This is a genomic window from Bacillus sp. FJAT-18017, from assembly GCF_001278805.1.
Taxonomy (GTDB): Bacteria; Bacillota; Bacilli; order Bacillales; family Cytobacillaceae; genus Bacillus_D.
In genome coordinates this window covers 4,257,300-4,273,974 of record NZ_CP012602.1, presented here as the reverse complement: position 1 = coordinate 4,273,974, position 16,675 = coordinate 4,257,300, and the positions used below count along the sequence as shown (strand labels likewise).

19 protein-coding genes are annotated in these 16,675 nt (G+C 43.3%); 14 read left to right on the top strand and 5 right to left on the bottom strand.

The genetic code is table 11. From position 1 onward, the window contains the following. The first annotated feature begins 204 nt into the window (after positions 1–204). From pnuC to AM500_RS19890, 3 genes are read left to right on the top strand one after another with little or no spacing between them, the layout of a single operon-like run. Positions 205–894 carry a nicotinamide riboside transporter PnuC gene (gene pnuC, locus AM500_RS19900; RefSeq protein WP_053600792.1) on the top strand — a complete coding sequence of 230 codons (690 nt, stop codon included), beginning with the start codon at positions 205–207 and terminating at the stop codon, positions 892–894. Continuing rightward, positions 891–1,925 (top strand): multifunctional transcriptional regulator/nicotinamide-nucleotide adenylyltransferase/ribosylnicotinamide kinase NadR, encoded by a 1,035-nt coding sequence (gene nadR, locus AM500_RS19895; protein ID WP_231688049.1) that lies wholly within the window; start codon positions 891–893, stop codon positions 1,923–1,925. The genes pnuC and nadR overlap by 4 nt, the downstream gene beginning before the upstream one ends. Before the next feature lie 10 nt (positions 1,926–1,935). Next, positions 1,936–2,379 (top strand): NUDIX hydrolase, encoded by a 444-nt coding sequence (locus tag AM500_RS19890; protein WP_053600791.1) that lies wholly within the window; start codon positions 1,936–1,938, stop codon positions 2,377–2,379. A gap of 410 nt (positions 2,380–2,789) precedes the next feature. On the opposite strand, the gene AM500_RS19885 is transcribed toward AM500_RS19890, so the two are convergent. After that, a complete protein-coding gene (locus AM500_RS19885) occupies positions 2,790–3,290 on the bottom strand; it encodes a DoxX family membrane protein (protein WP_053600790.1) in 501 nt (166 codons plus the stop codon). Positions 3,291–3,591: 301 nt separating this feature from the next. Here AM500_RS19885 and AM500_RS19880 point away from each other — a divergent pair, with 301 nt between their 5' ends. Genes AM500_RS19880 through AM500_RS19870 form a run of 3 tightly spaced genes read left to right on the top strand, consistent with a single transcriptional unit; the run spans position 3,592 to position 6,301 of the window. Further along, positions 3,592–4,071 carry a hypothetical protein gene (locus tag AM500_RS19880; RefSeq protein WP_053600789.1) on the top strand — a complete coding sequence of 160 codons (480 nt, stop codon included), beginning with the start codon at positions 3,592–3,594 and terminating at the stop codon, positions 4,069–4,071. A gap of 30 nt (positions 4,072–4,101) precedes the next feature. Next, positions 4,102–5,382, top strand: a complete 1,281-nt coding sequence (locus tag AM500_RS19875; protein WP_053600788.1) for a S41 family peptidase — start codon at positions 4,102–4,104, stop codon at positions 5,380–5,382. After that, the gene (locus tag AM500_RS19870) at positions 5,360–6,301 is read left to right on the top strand and encodes a GNAT family N-acetyltransferase (protein WP_082347311.1); all 942 of its coding nucleotides are present in this window, start codon (positions 5,360–5,362) and stop codon (positions 6,299–6,301) included. The genes AM500_RS19875 and AM500_RS19870 overlap by 23 nt, the downstream gene beginning before the upstream one ends. A 94-nt stretch (positions 6,302–6,395) precedes the next feature. Here the strand turns inward: AM500_RS19870 and AM500_RS19865 are convergent, their stop codons facing one another. Continuing rightward, on the bottom strand, positions 6,396–6,899 hold the full coding sequence (locus AM500_RS19865; protein WP_053600786.1) for a DoxX family membrane protein: 504 nt from the start codon (positions 6,897–6,899) through the stop codon (positions 6,396–6,398). Positions 6,900–7,103: 204 nt separating this feature from the next. Here AM500_RS19865 and AM500_RS19860 point away from each other — a divergent pair, with 204 nt between their 5' ends. Next, on the top strand, positions 7,104–7,541 hold the full coding sequence (locus AM500_RS19860) for an SRPBCC family protein (protein WP_053600785.1): 438 nt from the start codon (positions 7,104–7,106) through the stop codon (positions 7,539–7,541). Between the two features lie 29 nt (positions 7,542–7,570). Here AM500_RS19860 and AM500_RS19855 read toward each other — a convergent pair whose 3' ends face one another. Next, positions 7,571–7,771, bottom strand: a complete 201-nt coding sequence (locus AM500_RS19855) for a helix-hairpin-helix domain-containing protein (RefSeq protein WP_053600784.1) — start codon at positions 7,769–7,771, stop codon at positions 7,571–7,573. 73 nt (positions 7,772–7,844) lie between these two features. Between AM500_RS19855 and AM500_RS19850 the strand changes: the two genes are divergently transcribed. The 4 genes from AM500_RS19850 to AM500_RS19835 all read left to right on the top strand — a co-directional run bounded on the left by AM500_RS19850 (position 7,845) and on the right by AM500_RS19835 (position 10,839). Beyond that, positions 7,845–8,300 carry a GNAT family N-acetyltransferase gene (locus AM500_RS19850; protein WP_269432514.1) on the top strand — a complete coding sequence of 152 codons (456 nt, stop codon included), beginning with the start codon at positions 7,845–7,847 and terminating at the stop codon, positions 8,298–8,300. 194 nt (positions 8,301–8,494) lie between these two features. Further along, positions 8,495–8,974, top strand: a complete 480-nt coding sequence (locus AM500_RS19845; protein WP_053600782.1) for an AraC family transcriptional regulator — start codon at positions 8,495–8,497, stop codon at positions 8,972–8,974. A 3-nt stretch (positions 8,975–8,977) separates the two neighbouring features. Then, positions 8,978–9,436 carry a GNAT family N-acetyltransferase gene (locus AM500_RS19840; protein ID WP_053600781.1) on the top strand — a complete coding sequence of 153 codons (459 nt, stop codon included), beginning with the start codon at positions 8,978–8,980 and terminating at the stop codon, positions 9,434–9,436. Between the two features lie 122 nt (positions 9,437–9,558). Beyond that, positions 9,559–10,839 (top strand): glycosyl hydrolase family 18 protein, encoded by a 1,281-nt coding sequence (locus tag AM500_RS19835; RefSeq protein ID WP_053600780.1) that lies wholly within the window; start codon positions 9,559–9,561, stop codon positions 10,837–10,839. Between the two features lie 152 nt (positions 10,840–10,991). Here AM500_RS19835 and AM500_RS19830 read toward each other — a convergent pair whose 3' ends face one another. Continuing rightward, positions 10,992–11,465 carry a hypothetical protein gene (locus AM500_RS19830; protein ID WP_231688048.1) on the bottom strand — a complete coding sequence of 158 codons (474 nt, stop codon included), beginning with the start codon at positions 11,463–11,465 and terminating at the stop codon, positions 10,992–10,994. 387 nt (positions 11,466–11,852) lie between these two features. Next, positions 11,853–12,353 carry a DoxX family membrane protein gene (locus tag AM500_RS19825; protein ID WP_053600778.1) on the bottom strand — a complete coding sequence of 167 codons (501 nt, stop codon included), beginning with the start codon at positions 12,351–12,353 and terminating at the stop codon, positions 11,853–11,855. Between the two features lie 695 nt (positions 12,354–13,048). On the opposite strand from AM500_RS19825, the gene AM500_RS19820 reads away from it, so the two are divergent. The 3 genes from AM500_RS19820 to AM500_RS19810 are packed head-to-tail and all read left to right on the top strand — an operon-like array spanning position 13,049 to position 16,675. After that, positions 13,049–14,059, top strand: coding sequence for an ABC transporter ATP-binding protein (locus AM500_RS19820; RefSeq protein WP_053600777.1), 1,011 nt, complete (start codon positions 13,049–13,051; stop codon positions 14,057–14,059). Beyond that, on the top strand, positions 14,040–15,008 hold the full coding sequence (locus AM500_RS19815) for an ABC transporter ATP-binding protein (protein ID WP_053600776.1): 969 nt from the start codon (positions 14,040–14,042) through the stop codon (positions 15,006–15,008). Before AM500_RS19820 ends, AM500_RS19815 begins: the two co-directional genes overlap by 20 nt. A gap of 50 nt (positions 15,009–15,058) precedes the next feature. Next, entirely contained in the window at positions 15,059–16,675 is a 1,617-nt protein-coding gene (locus AM500_RS19810) for an ABC transporter substrate-binding protein (RefSeq protein ID WP_053601809.1), read from the top strand.

Genomic DNA, 16,675 nt, shown 5'->3' with positions numbered 1-16,675 from the left:
TTATTGAAACACAAATTATCTCTATCGTGGACATTTTGCTAGATCATCCATTGTTATAAAAAGCTTTTTCCAGCTTGGTTTTTTAAACGTTATAAATAAAAGGCGATGTCATGTAGGAATAGTCCGCAGCAATAACGAAGCAGGAATCTGAGACTTCAGTGCAGAACAATACTAATCTGGGAACAGTTAAAAGGGGGAAAAAGAGTGTTAAAGGATTGGACAGTATTTGAGAAGGTTTGGCTGCTGGCGTTCACGGCAATCAACATTTTTTTGTTTTTTGCATGGGATGACACATTTATTGGATTGATTAGTTCAATTACCGGAATGCTGTGCGTCGTATTGGTCGCAAAGGGGAAAATCAGCAATTACTATTTTGGGATTATCCAGACAGGTACATATGCGTACATCTCATACACGTATGGCTTGTATGGGGAGGCGATGCTAAATGCGTTGTTTTATTTTCCGCTGCAATTCATCGGAATTTATTATTGGAAAAAGAACCAAGTCGGCCAGGGAACTATCGGTGAGGATGTTGCTGTAAAGAGGCTGACAAGGAAGCAATGGATTTGGCTGATTGTCATTATGGTCGTTTCCTCGGCAGTCTATGCGGAAATCCTGCACTTGATTGGCGGCCAGCAGGTCCGTATCGATTCAGTGGCAGTTGTATTGTCAGTCATCGCGCAAATTCTCATGGTAAAGCGGTTTGCCGAACAATGGGCGCTGTGGATTATGGTCAATGTACTCTCAATTTTACTCTGGGCAATCACCTTGTTCCAAACGGGTGGAAATGACTACAACATGCTCGTGATGTGGAGCGCGTTTTTAATTAATAGCATTTATGGATACATTAACTGGATTAAAATGTCCAAGAATCAGGGAGTGGTTCAGGCGTGACCGCGGGCAAAGTAGGAATGTTCGGGGGGAAATTCTACCCTCTTCATATAGGCCATGTATACGCGATGATAAAGGCTAGCACCATGGTCGATGAATTGCATGTGATTGTTTCGTATGATGATAGTTATGAGCGAAATGTTATTCTTAAAAATGCCATGATCCCGCACATTCCCCACCAAATCCGGCTTCGCTGGTGGACAGAGCTGACAAAGGAGTTGCCGCATGTTTTTGTGCATGCTGTAGAGGAAATCCAAACAGGCCAGTTTTCAGATTGGGAGCGTGGAGCTGAACTGATCAATGCTGCTGTCGGGAAGGAAATCGATACGGTGTTTAGCTCGGAGCCTTCATACGGTGGTAATTTTGAAAAATTGTACCCAGCAGCCCGGCATGTTGTAATTGATCCAGAGCGGCAGGCTTATTCTATTTCCGGGACAATGCTTCGTACTGAAGGACCCATAAAGCATTGGCAGTGGCTCCCCGACTGTGTGAAACCGTACTTTGCTAAAAAGGTTGTCGTTGTCGGTACGGAAAGCTGCGGCAAATCAACTCTCGTCCGGAATCTGGCTGCATTATACAATACTGCGTTTGTAGAAGAATATGGGCGGACTTTTTATGAAAAAGTAGGTGGCTGTGAAGGGATAACGCTCGATGAAGATTTTTCGCAAATTGCTTTTGGGCATAAATGCCGGGAAGAGGAAAAGCTTCAACAAGCCAATAAAGTGTTGTTTGTCGATACGGAAGCTATTGTCACTCAATACTTCTCAATTGCTTATCAGGGAAAAAGGCAGGCAATCCTCGATGAAATCGCAAGAACACAAACCTACGATTTATGGCTGCTGCTTGAGCCGGATGTAGAGTGGGTCGATGATGGCACGCGCTCATTTGGCGAGCAGGAAGTTCGGGAGCGGAATCATATGATTCTCAAAGGCTTGCTCGATGAACATGCGATTTCGTATCAAACCATCAGTGGCAATTATCAGGAAAGGCTCGAAAAGGCTGTTCGGCTAGTTGGTGAACTGCTTAACGAGTAAAAGGTGAGATATGGGATACATAGAAGAACTGCGAGAAGTGACTGGACAACGTCCGCTCATTCTTGTTGGATCAGCGGTGGCTGTTTTTAATGAAAAAGGCGAGCTTCTTTTGCAAAAAAGGCATGACGGCCAATGGGGTGTACCTGGCGGCTTGATGGAGCTTGGCGAGTCGGCTGAGGACACCGCCCGCCGTGAAGTGGCAGAGGAAACAGGGCTGGAGATCGGTGACCTTGACCTGGTCACAGTACTATCAGGCAACGAATACTTTGTTCACCTTCCAAATGGGGACCAGTATTATGCTGTCACGGTTGTGTATCAGACAGAGGATATCAAGGGTGGAAGGCTTCGGCCGGACGGAGTGGAATCGATTGATGCAAGGTTCTTCCCGCTGGATGGCTTGCCTAAAAAGCTCACACGGATTATAACCTCATTGATAAAAAAGGACTGGTTATAGCCTGAGATTTATAGATACGTGAAGTTTGAATGACAAGTCAAGTAAACTGGAGATTGGAAATGTGTCGCCGGGAAGAGATTAATCCGTGAAACCCCTTAGTGGATTAAACGTGTGTCGCCGGGAAGGGATTAATCCACAAAACCCCTTTTAGTGGATTAAACGTGTGTCACCGGGGAGAGATTAATCCACGAAACCTCTTTTAGTGGATAAAACGTGTGTCGCCGGGAAGAGATTAATCCACGAAACCCTTTTTGTTGATTACGCATGATCCATCGGTTTGCTGAATGGCAAAACTGGCTTATCAAAGCTGCAAATTGTTATTCATCAATAAAATATTGCTCAAAAAAGATGGCCCTTCGATTTGAAGGGCCATTCTTTATAGTAAAGGGGGAGAGGAGGAGGGCTCCACCCTAGTTCTGAGTTTGAGCTTTTCTGTTAGTCAGTTTGTTGATGTAAGGTAGCACATAGTGGTCAAGGCCGTATTTACCAGCGTTTGCACCAGCTGCAAGGATGATGAAGCCGAACAGGATGTCTGTTGGGTTGTGGCTGACTGTTCCGGCAAAGAAGAACGCGAAGTTCATTACAAGACCGAAGAACATTGCCGCAGTAGTCAAACAGCCAATCATGAGGCCGAGGCCTACAAGCAGTTCGCCCCAAGGAACAAGAACGTTGAACAGGTCAATGTTTGGAAGAGCGACGTTTTGCAGGAAGTCGACATACCAGCCGTATACAACTCCGCCGTCCGGGCCTTTTACTGGGTTAGCAATCGCTCCTTTGATAAAGCCGCTGGCGTCGAATCCGGCTTGAATTTTTCCAAGGCCTGCACTGAACCAGGCATAGCCAAGATATACACGTAGAGCAGCAAGCAGAGCAGCGACAATTTTGTTTTCCCTTAAGAATGTGTTAAACATGAATGATTCCCCATTTCCTAATATTTTTAAATACGTTGTTTACACTGTAAATATATTCGATTTAACACTATTAAAATAGTGGTTTTGGTACATGTTCATAAAGCTGACAAAGCTTAGTGTCAGACCTGTGACAAAAATCACTGCATGGCGGTATATGAGGAAGTCAGTACAACTTCAACCCAATTGGAGGAAGGAATTTGTTTGGCAGCCAGCGCCGGGTAAACAACAATCTGATGGCAGGATTCATGGCATCTTATGTTGAATACATTCATATCAAGAATTTTCCAAATAGGAGAGCCCTATGAAATCTGACCTGAAAAAGCGGGAAATCCAAAATAACTATCGTAAGTCGCTTCAACAAAAGAGGGAAAATAAGAAACACACATTGGAAGCAGCGTTTGTCATTTTTGCGATTGTTGTGATTGCGTTGTATTTTTTACCGGATAATCTAATCAGTACAGATACAAATTTTAAGGGAGAAAACAAGGAATTGAAATGGTTCCAGGGGGCATCTGCTATTGATCAAGAGCTTAAAAGGTCAAGTGAGCATTATAGAGGGATTGCGATAGATACTAACCCGAAGCCTATTAAGTATTTGATTAGTACGAGTTTAATTGATTCGGAACCGGGTGCGGAGGAAGCAGCACTCGAGTTGACTGACCAGGCAGCTGGTGTAATAGAATCACTTCAATTGCCTTTATTTTTAAAAGAAGGAGAAACGTACGAAATCATTGTGCTGGGAAAAGATAACGAAGAATTGCTGCGGAAGGAATTCCAGTAAAATAGGTAAGCTTAAGAGGGGGAAAACGAATTGTATCGTTCTATTTTCGAAGAAATAGTTTCAATAACCAACAATGATTATGCTGGCTGTCTTGATAAGAAAGGCTGGGACAACCCGGATTCATACAGAAATATCCTCGCCGCTCTAGAGGAGCGAAATAAACTTCTGCCAGAGAGGTTTGCGGACCTCGTCTCGGATTATTTGCTAGACTTCATGGATTCCCATATGTATTTCAAGCTTGTACATAGTAAAGAAAACAAGGTTTATGACAATGGATTTCGAGTCAGGAGATACCAGGACAGGCTGTATGTCACCGAGGTATGGGCAGAAGGTGGACTCGAGGCTGGCGATGCAATTATCGCATTGGACGGAATGCCGGTCCCTCATCTTGTTGAAAAGCATAAACGGGAGCTAATGACAGACGTTGCCGAGCGGGAGCATTGGAGGCAGGTTGTAAAAAACTACTCGATCTGCCATGTTCTTGATACATGTGGCCGACTGAAGGAAGTAGAACTCCATCGGTACGAGGTACAGCCATTAAGGCCCGAATTTTCAGTTGAGGTACTCGATAAGGATACAGTATTGATGACGCTGCCAGATTTCAGCGACCTTCACGCGATAGGGAAGCTGATTCATCAGCACGAAGCACAGCTGGCATCAATACCAAACCTACTTATTGATGTCCGCAGGAATAGCGGAGGAAGCGATAGTGCGTTTGCTGAACTGGTGCCATACCTCTTTGAGGAGGGCGGGATTACAATTGAGCTAGACAGTTATCGGATGAAATATAATTGCACCGAGCGGAACTATAACCTTACATCCCAGTTTATGAATGGGTTCCTGCAAGAGGTGAGGGATGAGCGACTAAAACAGAAGTTTAGTGATTTCATGATAGCCTTTAGTAAAAATAGAGGCAATGGATTTGTTGACTTGAATGGGGAACTGCCGACGGTTACATTTTCAGGCAAGAATTATCCGAAAAATATCATTGTCCTGTCAGATACCTACACCGCAAGTGCGGGCGAAATGTTTGTGGACCTTTGTAAAATATCCTCAAAGGTCACAGTCATCGGCAGACCAACAGCGGGTGTGAATGACTATGCAAATCTGGTTATCCAGGAGTGGAAAGGATTGTTCGAACTATGGTATCCGACCTCCAGGATGGAGAGTATTGATAAAGGAAATGGCACCTCCGGAAAAGGGATTGCACCTGATATCTATATTCCATGGACACCGGAACATACAAAAGAGGATGTTGATCTAAAAATGGCTTTGAGCATGCTGCGAAATGGATACAAGGTACCGCGCTAGTATGGTGATTGAGTACAGACAATTTACAGTTTCGGATATTGAAGGCTTAGTAGATTTAATTAATGAAAATAATGATTTTTTTAAAAAGGGAAGTAAAACAAGTGTTGATATACTGGATTGGTTTAATGAGCCTGATGAAGATATAAAGGAAAATACTTTCATTTCAATTGCCGAAGGGAAAATTATTGGCTATCAAGCCTTATGCCTTGTAAAAAGAGCTGTAAAAGTAAATGTATACGCATATGGGCAGGTCCATCATGCTTGGCGGAGAAAAGGCGTGGGGTCAGAGCTAATCAGGCAGTCGCTTAAGTCACTTACACACTTAAAAAAAGAGTTCCCAAACGTTATATATAATCATCTTGTCCGCACTTCTTCCGGTCAGGAATATGAGCTGGCAGAAAAGTTCAACTATCAAATTTTGACCAGGTTAAATAGCTATCATCTAAAAATTAAAGAGGCAAATAGCCCTCGATTGCCAGCGGGATTCACATTTTCTCCATTCAGGCAGGAACTGGCAGGTGGATTAGCTTCACTATATAATTCTGCCTTTTCCTGGCATCCGAATACGTCCGAATTAACCGCCAAAGCGATACTTAATGAAATGAACAATCGGGATTTTGTACCGGAGTTCAACATTGCGTGCCTGAACCTATGGGGAAAGGCAATCGGATATATTTCAGGGCATAGAGAAGGGGGAAATGGAGGAGTCATTTCTACAATTGCTGTACACCCCGAATCGCAAGGAAAAGGCATTGGCAAAGCGCTGCTGCTAGAGTTGATTCTGCGGATGAAGCCGGCAGGAGTGAAAACGATTCGTCTTTCGGTGGATGCCAATAATCCAACTGGCGCAATCCCATTATATAAAAAGCATGGCTTCAAAGCTGGGGAGACCATCATTCATTACACATTGGAAATCTGAAATTTGATATTCCGGCCTTTTTTAAAAAATAAGAAAAAGCCACCTTGGCGGGTGGCTTTTCATCTATAAACTCGGAAGGGGGCTGCCGAGTTTATTATTGTTGAGTTTGTGCCTTTTTGAAGACTGCTTTGTTGATGTATGGAAGCACCCAGCGGTCAAGACCGTATTTACCAGCATTTGCACCGGCTGCAAGCAGGATGAATCCGAACAGGATGTCAGTTGGGTTGTGGCTGACTGTTCCAGCAAAGAAGAACGCAAAGTTCATTACTAGACCGAAGAACATAGCAGCAGTTGTCAGGCAGCCTAGCATGAGGCCAAGACCTACGAGAAGTTCGCCCCAAGGAACAAGAACGTTAAACAGGTCGATGTTAGGAAGAGCAACACTTTGCAGGAAGTCAACGTACCAACCGTAGACGACACCGCCGTCAGGGCCTTTAACCGGGTTTGCGATTGCTCCCTGGATGAATCCGCTGGCATCAAATGCTCCGCTCTGAATTTTTCCAAGGCCTGCACTGAACCAGGCATAACCGAGATATACACGAAGCACAGCTAGTAGTGCAGAAACAATATTGTTTTCTCTTAAGAATTTGTTAAACATGAATGATTCCCCTCTTCTTTTTTAAGTTGTTTTGTAAAAGAAAATGATTACACTGATAATATAATCCCTTAATTACGTTACGAATAGGGGATACAGGGCTTATTCAAAAAGCTGTCAAAGTTTCTTGACGAACATGTGACAAACGGCACAGAATGTATGTAATGGAAAATTTTAAGTTGACTACTAATGAAATGAGTGAGGGCAATGGACACGAAAGTAACAGCTAAAATGAAAATTCGAAAGCCAGCTAACGAAGTGTTTGAAGCGATTGTGAATCCCGAAAAAATGGGGAATTACTGGTTCTCAACAGGGACGGGGAGATTGGAAGAAGGCCAAACCGTTACCTGGAGATATGAGGAATACGGTGCTGAAGGAAAAGTGCATGTCCTTGAGCTGGAGACAGCCAAGAAAATCGTCTTCAATTGGGGTGAGCCCGAAGCAGAGACGACAGTGACGATGAACTTTTTAGAGGAAGAGGATTCGGCGATTGTTGAAGTGATTGAAGCCGGACTGAAGGAAGACGATCCGTATCTTGTTCAGAAAATGATGGGACAAACCGGTGGCTGGATCTACATGCTTTCATGCCTGAAGGCGTACCTGGAGCACGGAATTTCAGATTTAAGGGCATCACTTATTCATTAAAAAGAGAAGGATGGGAATTAATTCATCCTTCAAGCATCTTTTGCAAAATCCAGGCCATTTTCTGCAAGAGCTTCTTTTAGTATCCTTATTGCTTTTGGCCCAATGCCATGTAAGTTTAGGAGTTCTGTTTCGGGAATTGCTGTTAACTGTGCAAGTTGTGTGAAACCGGCACTAATCAGGGCTCGTTCAGCCGGTTTTGGGATTTTTGGGAAAGCAGTGGATTCAGGCATTTTAAAGAGTCCTTTCTTTGATAAATCTATTTTAGGCGTTTTTTCAAAAAAATAAAAGATGGAGAGTAAAACATTGCAAAGCACGATTCAGGTAAGACAAGCAGACAGTAATGATAGTAGTGAACTATACGGCCTTATGAGGGAATACATAGTAGATTTCTACAACCAGCCTGAACCTTCCGAGGAGGAGTTAAAGGGCTTGATTCGTCATCTTCTTGAGAACCCTTCAAGCGGTGTGCAATTTGTAGCTGAAGAAAATGGAAGGCTGATTGGATTTGCCACCTTGTATTTTACCTTTAGCACACTCAAGGTTAAGAGGCAGGCGATCCTAAATGACTTATTTGTCCAAAGGGATGTTCGTGGTAAAAAGGTTGGAGAAACTCTTTTCAAAACATGTCTGGACTATATTAGAATGCACGACTTCGCGGGAATGACATGGGAAACAGCTCAGGACAATGTTGCAGCCCAAGGGCTTTATAAAAAAATGGGCGGAAAGATTTCGAAATGGGTTGTTTATGAAATAAAATAGAATTGCGCCTTGGTCCTGTTAGGATTAAGGCGCTTTTATTGTTTTCCACGCAGGAGTTAGCTGCTGATGAATGGTTCAATGATCTTGCACAAGGAATATTGTTAACCTGGCTCCTGTGCCGTTTGTTCAAAAGAAGGATTTCATTTAGTTTTAGCGAATAAAAGGAAATAATGACCAGTATAGGAGTTGGAATTATGGAGATTCGTGTAAGAACGCTGCCAGATTTAGATGTTGCGTACATCAGGCGGGTTGGAAGCTATTTTGGACCACAGGAACACTGGGGAAAATTGATGGAGTGGGCAGCTGAAAACGGCCTATTTCCCCCTGAGCAAGACTTTATAGGTATTTCACTGGATAATCCGGATTTTGTTAGAGAAGAGGAATGCCGGCATGATGCCTGTGTTACGATTCCAAATGGCTTTTATAAGGAAAGCCATCAGGAAATTCACTATAAAACATTGAATGGCGGATTGTATGCTTTGTATTCGTTCTATGATAGCCCGGAAAAGCTAAATGAAGCCTACCAATTTATGTACAGAGAATGGCTGAATACAGTTGATTTTGAAGCTGATTTTGATCGATTCACTCTTGAGTTCACCAGGAATAACCCCGCTGAAGACCCAGACGGGAAATGCAAAGTCGATTTATTTGTCCCAATAAACGAGAGGGGGTAAAGCATGTATCAGTATTTCAATGGACTGGTTATCCGGGAGGGAACAGTTGGTGTTCCGGCTGAACAGGTTGAAGTTCTTTTCAAAGATGCAGGGTGGGCACGAAATACGCCTGAGTGGCAAAAGGAAAAATTCACACTAATATTCACGAACTCAACTTGGGCCTTCACTGTTTGGGATAACGAAAAGATGGTCGGTATGGTCAGAGTCATTTCAGACCAAATCATGGCAGCGAACATTATGGATTTGGTTGTGCTAACTGCCTATCGGGGAAAGGGAATTGGCCAAAAGCTGGTGGAACTCTGCGTTCAAAAGCTTCCCCATGGCGATTGGTTCGCGCATACCTCTGCAAACAATTTTAGTTTTTACAAGAAGTGCGGTTTTGAAGTGAGGGATTTATCCGAAAATGGGACCTGTACCTATTACGGTTATATACAGGCAAGGAAGGATGGACACAGAGTCTAGTATAAGCGGATTAGGTTTCCAGCAGATTTAATCTTCATAAATCAGTAATAATTGGATTTCGATTTAAGCAGAACAGTATAGAATCTCCACTTGTTAATATGATGTAGTAAAGGGGTGAGAGAATGACTGTTCACGTTGTACGTTCTGGTGAAAATCTCTGGTTCATTTCGAACCTGTATGCTGTCCCAATTGCTACCGTTATTTCAGTTAACGGATTAACTTCAACAAAGCTGGTGCCTGGCCTTGCTCTTTATATTCCAGACAATAACCAGCACACCAGAAGCTATCAGATAAAATCAGGTGATATACTTTGGCGGGTGGCGCGGCAGTTTAACACAACTGTTAGTTCGATTATAGCTGCAAATCCAGGCATTGATGTTGGCAAACTTCGAATTGGCCAAGTCATTACCATTCCCTCACCGATAAAGATGGCCCTGCGCACTGTAGGTTTTTTTATACCTTCGGGCGCATCAACAAATCTCTCAACACTAGATTCCTTAGCAAATCAACTAACCTATATAGCGATAGTAAACTATTCATTTACGGCGCAGGGATGGGCTTATGCTCAATTTGACGATTCTGCGATTATTACAAGATGCAGACAGCTGAATATTTCTCCATTACTAATGATTCGGAACTTTACTTCAAGCGGATTTGATGCGGGGCTGGCAGGCGCGGTTCTGGGGAATGCTACATACCGGCGGAATTTAATAGCGAGTATTGTCAATCTAGCAAGGAGTAGAGGATTTGAGGGTGTAAGCCTTGATTTTGAATTTATTCCCCCGGCAAACCGAAGTGATTTTACCATATTCCTTCAATCTTTAAAGCAGCAATTAGGCGATTTGGAATTGCATGTTAACGTCCACGCCAAAACAGAAGATTTGCCAACGAATCGAATTGTCGGAGCATATGATTATGCTGCGATTGGAAGGATCGCTGATTATATGGCGGTCATGACAATTGATTATGGCTATCCCGGCGGGCCGCCCGATCCGATTTCACCAATAAACTGGGTCGAGCAAGTGATTAAGTATGCGCGAAGTTTGGTGGATGCGCAGAAACTAGTAATGGCAATGGCTTTATACGGTTATGACAGTGTCGCTGCGACAAAAACAACCAGGGGAATATCTGTCCTCACCGCCCAGAACAATGCCCTATCCTTTGGGACGGCTATTCAATATGATCGAACGTTTCAATCCCCATGGTACCGTTATTGGTCTGGCACGGTGGAACATATTGTTTGGTTTGAGGATATCCGCAGCTATACAGAGAAGTACCGGCTGATCGATTCCCACCAATTGGCCGGAACTACTTTTTGGCATATTGGCCTCCCCGCACCACAGAACTGGGCATTCTTAACGGAAGAAGCAACTGTCATAAAAAAACGCCGCTCGGGATTATGATCTTGAGCGGCTTTTCTTGTGGCAACCATTTTGAAAGCATCTCTCTCTTACCAATCTTCGAAATAATTTCATACAGCGAACGACTGCTATATAGGGGCCAAAAGGGTCGTTGAGATTAAGGTATGACTGAATGAAGCAGACCCCATCCATAATTACTTGGAGGGAGACTGCTTTTCTTTAAACAATTCATACCCGTACTGGAATCCGTAAAGAGCTAGAGATTTTATTAAAAAAAGGAGCGATAGCCTGAACCTATTCAGCCTGACTAAAGAGGCATATCCGATCTTTTTAAAAATATAGACCATTACATAAGTGAAAAAGGAATCAACAATAAGGTTAGTTATGAAATAATTTTTAAAATTCCCGTATGTCAGTTTAAGGATCCAAAACGTTCCTACCACGAATGGGCCTAGAATAAGCGGCACTTCACCCAGCATGTTTGGGTTTTTTTTATGGAAGAACCACCACCATTTATTTTTCTCCGCCAGCCATCCTTCAATTGTCACGTAGACAGTTATAAACAATGTTCCGGGAAGAAATCGTTTTAACGTTTTGTTACCCAAAAAAGGAACCGAAATCCACGGAAGGACTGCCAGCAAAATGATAAGATTCTTGTACCTTCGCATAACCATCACATCCTAAAATAAGGCGTTGGTCATAGTGTGTCCTGAAGGGTTAGGTTTATTAACTGCATTGAAATGTATGGTTAATTTTCACTAGCCCTTCTCAGGTAACCCACTAGTGAAGTTGCCCAAGGAAATAGTAAGGCTTGAAGGTTTACTACAAATGACTATTCCATATTCATCACACTTTTTTGCTATTCAAAAGGGAATTTCATTTATTTTACTAGTTATTTTTTAGGCAATTAAGATGATTTAGTTGTCCCTAATCAGTAGCGGTCATAGTAAAGGAGTGCACTACAATAGGAAAACAATTTTCTTCTATAATAAAAAACCCCTCAAACTCATTGAGGGGCAAAATTTATGATAAAGGGGAGAAAGGGGGACTCCTCTTTACTCTTGAGGTTGTGGTTTTTTGAATACCGCTTTGTTGATGTAAGGAAGCACCCAGCGGTCAAGGCCGTATTTACCTGGGTTTGCACCAGCAGTCAACAGAATGAATCCGAATAGGATGTCAGTTGGATTGTGGCTGACTGTTCCGGCAAAGAAGAACGCGAAGTTCATTACGAGACCGAAGAACATTGCCGCAGTAGTCAGGCAGCCGAGCATAAGTCCAAGTCCTACTAGCAGTTCGCCCCAAGGAACTAGAACGTTGAACAGGTCGATGTTTGGAAGGGCAACATTTTGCAGGAAGTCGACGTACCAGCCGTAGACGACACCGCCGTCTGGGCCTTTTACCGGATTAGCAATGGCACCTTTGATAAAGCCGCTGGCGTCGAATCCGCCCTGAATTTTACCAAGGCCTGCAGTGAACCAGGCATAACCGAGATACACACGAAGTACTGCGAGCAGAGCAGCAACAATGTTGTTTTCCCTTAAGAATTTGTTAAACATGAATGACTCCCCATTTCATTTGAATTTAATTAAGTTGTTTACACTGTAAATATACTCCGGTATACACCGTGTGAATAGGGCTTTTAAGCTCTATTCAAAAAGCTGTCAAAGCTTCTTGTCTAAGATGTGAATTGCATGGCAGAAAAGAACAAAAGTACAAGCAGCAGCCATTGTTTTAAAGGATCACCGAGATATTTTTGCTAATCAAGGGGTGCTGGGTGAGCCTGGCGGGCAGGTTGAGGAGGGTGAATGCTAAAAGCTGCAGACATCAGGGAAACGAAGGAAGAATCGGTCATTTATAATATTACGGATTCTTTAAAAAAGTTTACCGGTCAATTAATGAGAGCCTCAACCATTTTGTATTGAGATTAAATCGCAAGAATACTGAGGAAGATACGTTATAGTTAATTCCGATTTGATAAAAGGCCTAAAGGGTCTTTTTTTTGCATAAATTAATCCAGTGTTTTGTAGTGAAAAAACAAAGTAATCGGACATGTTTTCATACGGGCTAGTATTGACTTTATAGCGATAAAAATAGGGCCTTACTATTTCGATATTCCAATTAATTACTCGTTTACCACTTTAAGATATACATTAATTTTTGTTTTTGCTATAATATTCTTACTATTCGATATATTCCAATACCATAAGTGTGGCTTTATTAATCTAATAGTATAACAAAGCGGGTGAGACGTATGACAGAACCAATTTTGCGGATAAAGGATTTAAGGGTTTCCTTTCAAACGGATAAAAAGGTTGTCCCTGCCGTGGATGGTGTAAGTTTTGACTTGAGGCCAGGTGAGATTCTTGGGATTGTAGGAGAATCGGGGAGCGGGAAGAGTGTGACTTCCCTGGCAGCCATGGGCTTGATTCCTTCGCCGCCCGGTAAAATCGAGAGTGGTGAAATCGTTTTTGAAGGAAAAAATTTAACGAATCTTCCGGAAAAACAATGGCGGCAAATACGCGGTAACCAAATTTCGATGATTTTTCAGGAACCGATGACTTCTCTGAATCCGTTGTTTACAATTGGCAACCAGTTAATGGAAGCGATACGCTTACATACAAAACTACCAAAAAAGGAAGCGAGAGTCAGAAGTTTAGAATTATTGAAACTGGTTGGGATTCCAAGGGCGGAAGGAATTTTAAAAGAATATCCCCACCAGTTATCAGGCGGAATGAGGCAGCGGGTAATGATTGCAATGGCGATGGCCTGCAACCCCAGAGTCTTGATTGCTGACGAGCCGACAACAGCACTTGATGTAACCATTCAGGCCCAAATTCTTGCCTTGATGAAGGACTTAAACCAAAAAACCGATACAACGATCATACTCATTACTCATGACTTGGGCGTTGTTGCCGAGGTTTGTGAGCGGGTCATTGTCATGTATGCGGGTCAAATTGTTGAGCAAGGCGATGTCAGAAAAATATTAAAGGACCCGCAGCATCCATATACGAAGGGACTGTTAAAATCAGTTCCAAATATTCGGGAGAAAAAGGACTGGCTTTATAGTATTCCTGGTTCCGTACCGGCGCCGGGAACGATTGTAAAGGGCTGCCGTTTTGCTGACAGGTGTTCTGAAGCATTTGGGCCTTGCCGGGACGCGGTGCCTGAACTATACCAGTCTGAAAAAGATGGACATGAAGTTCGCTGTTTCCTGCATAAAGTGAAGGGGGGGATTGAAAACCATGTCGGAGTTACTTCTTGAAGTCCATGGCCTGAAAAAATACTTCCCGATTACCGGCGGACTATTTGGCAGAAAGCGTGGAGAGGTCAAGGCAGTCGATGATGTTTCATTTTATGTTAAAAAAGGAGAAACGTTAGGGATTGTCGGGGAAAGCGGCTGCGGCAAATCGACAACAGGAAGATTGCTAATGCGCTTAATTGAAGCAAGCGACGGAAGAGTTACCTTTGAAGACAGAGAAATTACGAGGATGTCGAAATCCGAACTCAGAAAAATTCGAAGAGATATCCAAATGGTTTTCCAGGATCCGTATGCATCCTTAAACCCAAGGAATTCAGTGGAACAAATTTTGGAGGAGCCATTGATTGTCCACGGAATCGGCACAAAAGAAGAGCGAAAAAAACGCGTCAAGGAAATGCTTGAAGTTGTCGGGCTAAGCAGCTATCATGCCAAACGCTATCCGCACCAATTCAGCGGCGGCCAGCGCCAGCGAATTGGAATTGCCCGGGCATTGATGACCAAACCGAAACTTGTTATTGCCGATGAGCCTGTGTCCGCTTTGGATGTTTCCATCCAGGCACAAGTTCTAAATTTGATGAAGGAAATTCAAAAAGAGTTTCAGCTCACTTACATATTTATTGCCCATGATCTCGGAGTTGTGCGCCATATCAGTGATCGGGTCGGCGTCATGTATTTGGGGAGATTAATAGAGTTGGCAGACAGCGAGGAACTGTATGAAAATCCGCTGCATCCATATACACAAGCATTATTGTCCGCAGTTCCAATACCTGATCCGGATTTGAAAAAGCAGACGAACCTGATAGAAGGTGAACTGCCAAGCCCATCCAATCCGCCATCAGGCTGTGCATTCCATACAAGATGCTCACAATGCATGGATATATGCAAAACGGTTAGGCCAGAAGAAATCAATCTGAATGGTCATGTTGTTGCCTGCCACTTATATAACGGGTGAGCAGGAGCATTTATGATAATCAACAAAACAAATGGGGGGAGCAAATGATTATGAAGAAAAGGTCAGTTAAACTGCTTTTGATTGGACTGTTGGCCATTTTTGTGTTCTTGGCAGGCTGCAACAGTGGCAATGAAGCTGGTGGAACTAAGAAGCCTGCTAGCGGAAATGAAGGAGAACCTAAAAAAGACACGCTAGTTTATGGCCGTGGCGGTGATTCCACTTCACTCGATCCGATTACGACTACAGAAGGGGAAGCGTTTCGGGTAACCGAAAATATTTTTGAAACGCTGGTTCAGTATGGCGACCAGGATACGACCATTAACCCTGGCCTTGCTGAAAAATGGGAAGTAAGTGACGATGGTTTAACATACACGTTCAATCTTCGCCAAGGGGTTAAATTCCATGACGGTACAGATTTCAATGCCGAAGCGGTCGTATTCAACTTTAACCGCTGGATGAACGGCGACGCCGAAAAATTCCCTTACTATTCGATGTTTGGCGGTTATAAAAAAGATGAAGGCCATGTCATCAAGGAAGTTAAAGCAGTAGATGAACATACCGTGCAATTTGTCTTGAAGAGGTCTCAGGCACCATTCCTTAAAAATTTGGCAATGTCACCGTTCTCAATGGCCAGTCCTGCAGCTGTTGAAAAGTTTGGGGACGATTTCCGCAACAACCCAGTTGGAACAGGGCCATTTAAGTTCGTAGAGTGGAAGCAAAACGACACGATCACACTTGAAAAGAACCCAGACTATTGGCAAGCAGGACTTCCGAAATTAAATAAGGTTATTTTCCGTGTCATTCCTGAAAATACCGCCCGCTTAAATGCACTTGCAAATGGCGAGATCGATATTATGGATGGATTGAACAACTCTGATGAAGCATCAGTTTCAGCAAATGACAAGTTGCAAGTCATTGAGCGCCCGTCAAATAACGTTGGTTACATTGGCATGACAAATACCCGTAAGCCATTCGATAATAAACTGGTACGCCAGGCCATCAATCATGCGATTGATAAAAAGTCGATCATCGACGCGTTCTATGGCGGAAAAGCAGAACCGGCAATCAACCCGATGCCGCCATCACTTGAAGGGTATAACGACCAAATCAGTGATTATCCATTTGATTTAGAAAAAGCTAAAGCATTATTGAAAGAGGCAGGATATGAAAAAGGCTTCGAGATTGACCTATGGGCCATGCCTGTAGCGCGCCCTTACATGCCTGAGGCACAGAAGGTTGCAGAGGTTATCCAGGAAAGCTTAAGTAAAATCGGCGTAAAAGCCAATATCCAATCCGTCGAATGGGCGACGTATCTGGAGAAGGCTGCCAAAGGCGAGTTTGATATGTTCATGCTCGGCTGGACAGGTGACAACGGGGATGCGGATAACTTCCTATATACCCTTTTGGATAAGGACAGCATCGGCAGCAACAACTATGCACATTATAGCAATGATGAACTTCATGACATTTTAATTCAGGCCCAAACCGAACCAGATCAGGAGAAGCGGAACGAATTATACAAAAAGGCCCAAGAGATTATCAAAGATGATGCTCCGTGGGTACCGCTTGTTCACTCAGTGCCGCTGCTTGCCGCAAGTAAAGATGTAGTGAACTACCTGCCGCATCCGACAGGTTCGGAAGCTGTTACGAAAGTCGAATTTAAATAA

What these genes read in the sequence shown, in the direction of transcription:
- AM500_RS19890 (WP_053600791.1), top strand. Translation starts at nt 1,936, where the DNA reads ATGGGATACATAGAAGAACTGCGAGAAGTGACTGGACAACGTCCGCTC.
- AM500_RS19885 (WP_053600790.1), bottom strand. Translation starts at nt 3,290, where the DNA reads ATGTTTAACACATTCTTAAGGGAAAACAAAATTGTCGCTGCTCTGCTT.
- AM500_RS19880 (WP_053600789.1), top strand. Translation starts at nt 3,592, where the DNA reads ATGAAATCTGACCTGAAAAAGCGGGAAATCCAAAATAACTATCGTAAG.
- AM500_RS19870 (WP_082347311.1), top strand. Translation starts at nt 5,360, where the DNA reads ATGGATACAAGGTACCGCGCTAGTATGGTGATTGAGTACAGACAATTT.
- AM500_RS19865 (WP_053600786.1), bottom strand. Translation starts at nt 6,899, where the DNA reads ATGTTTAACAAATTCTTAAGAGAAAACAATATTGTTTCTGCACTACTA.
- AM500_RS19860 (WP_053600785.1), top strand. Translation starts at nt 7,104, where the DNA reads ATGGACACGAAAGTAACAGCTAAAATGAAAATTCGAAAGCCAGCTAAC.
- AM500_RS19855 (WP_053600784.1), bottom strand. Translation starts at nt 7,771, where the DNA reads ATGCCTGAATCCACTGCTTTCCCAAAAATCCCAAAACCGGCTGAACGA.
- AM500_RS19845 (WP_053600782.1), top strand. Translation starts at nt 8,495, where the DNA reads ATGGAGATTCGTGTAAGAACGCTGCCAGATTTAGATGTTGCGTACATC.
- AM500_RS19840 (WP_053600781.1), top strand. Translation starts at nt 8,978, where the DNA reads ATGTATCAGTATTTCAATGGACTGGTTATCCGGGAGGGAACAGTTGGT.
- AM500_RS19835 (WP_053600780.1), top strand. Translation starts at nt 9,559, where the DNA reads ATGACTGTTCACGTTGTACGTTCTGGTGAAAATCTCTGGTTCATTTCG.
- AM500_RS19830 (WP_231688048.1), bottom strand. Translation starts at nt 11,465, where the DNA reads ATGCGAAGGTACAAGAATCTTATCATTTTGCTGGCAGTCCTTCCGTGG.
- AM500_RS19825 (WP_053600778.1), bottom strand. Translation starts at nt 12,353, where the DNA reads ATGTTTAACAAATTCTTAAGGGAAAACAACATTGTTGCTGCTCTGCTC.
- AM500_RS19820 (WP_053600777.1), top strand. Translation starts at nt 13,049, where the DNA reads ATGACAGAACCAATTTTGCGGATAAAGGATTTAAGGGTTTCCTTTCAA.
- AM500_RS19815 (WP_053600776.1), top strand. Translation starts at nt 14,040, where the DNA reads ATGTCGGAGTTACTTCTTGAAGTCCATGGCCTGAAAAAATACTTCCCG.
- AM500_RS19810 (WP_053601809.1), top strand. Translation starts at nt 15,059, where the DNA reads ATGAAGAAAAGGTCAGTTAAACTGCTTTTGATTGGACTGTTGGCCATT.